This is a genomic window from Oleiphilus sp. HI0086, assembly GCF_001635225.1.
The window spans coordinates 1-811 of sequence record NZ_LWFZ01001229.1 but is presented as its reverse complement, the minus strand read 5'-3'; the positions used below and the strand labels follow the sequence as shown (position 1 = coordinate 811).

2 protein-coding genes are annotated in these 811 nt (G+C 45.9%); both read left to right on the top strand.

Features of this window, described 5'->3' with window-relative positions:
* Positions 1-596, top strand: a 596-nt coding sequence (locus A3756_RS21435) for a HisA/HisF-related TIM barrel protein (protein WP_156490665.1), incomplete at its 5' end; no start/stop codon positions are given.
* Positions 597-619: 23 nt separating this feature from the next.
* A partial coding sequence (locus A3756_RS21430; RefSeq protein WP_255376533.1) for a HisA/HisF-related TIM barrel protein occupies positions 620-811 on the top strand: 192 nt, incomplete at its 3' end.

Below are 811 nucleotides of genomic sequence, written 5' to 3'. Positions count from 1 at the left end.
AGGACCTTTATGTGTTTGACGTAGATGGTGCAATTCAGGGGCGGACGGCTCATGCAGAAATGATCGTTTCGATCGCTCAGCGTTTTCCAAATCTAAATTTACATGTTGAAGGTGGAATTCGTAGTGAATCTGAAGTTGAGCATTACCTGAAGTCTGGTATTAGAACAGTGACCTTAGGAACTAAAGCTATAGAAGATCCTGCGTTTATTGCTGAAATGTGTAAGCGCTTTCCTGAGCGCATTACGGTGAGCCTGTCACTGCTAGAGGGTCAGGTGTGTACACATGGTTGCCAGAAAACGTCACCAGTTACTGCCGAAACCTGGGCGCAGCAATTAAGTGCTGCTGATATTTCTGCTCTGGTTTATCGAGACCTTGGGCGTATAGGGAGCTGTCAGGGTGTTAATCTCGACGAGGCTATTAAGCTTGCTGAAGTCTCTCGCGTACCATTGTGGGTGACTGGCGGGGTAGCAGATATGGATGATATTCGTGCATTGTATTCCGAGTCTGAAGTGGGTATCGAAACCGTATTGGTTTCACGAGCTTTGGATGAAAAAGCCTTAAGCCTTAAAGAGGCTCAAGACTATTGTGAAGATTGAAATTATAAGTGGAGAGCTAGTTAATGGGCTTGGCTAAAAGAATTATTCCCTGTTTGGATGTTGATGAAGGGCGCGTTGTAAAGGGCGTACAGTTTGTTGATATCCGTGACGCAGGTGACCCGGTAGAAGTTGCCAAAAAGTATGATGAGCAAGGGGCTGATGAAATCACCTTTTTGGACATCACAGCGAGTCACCAAGGCCGTGACACAATGGTT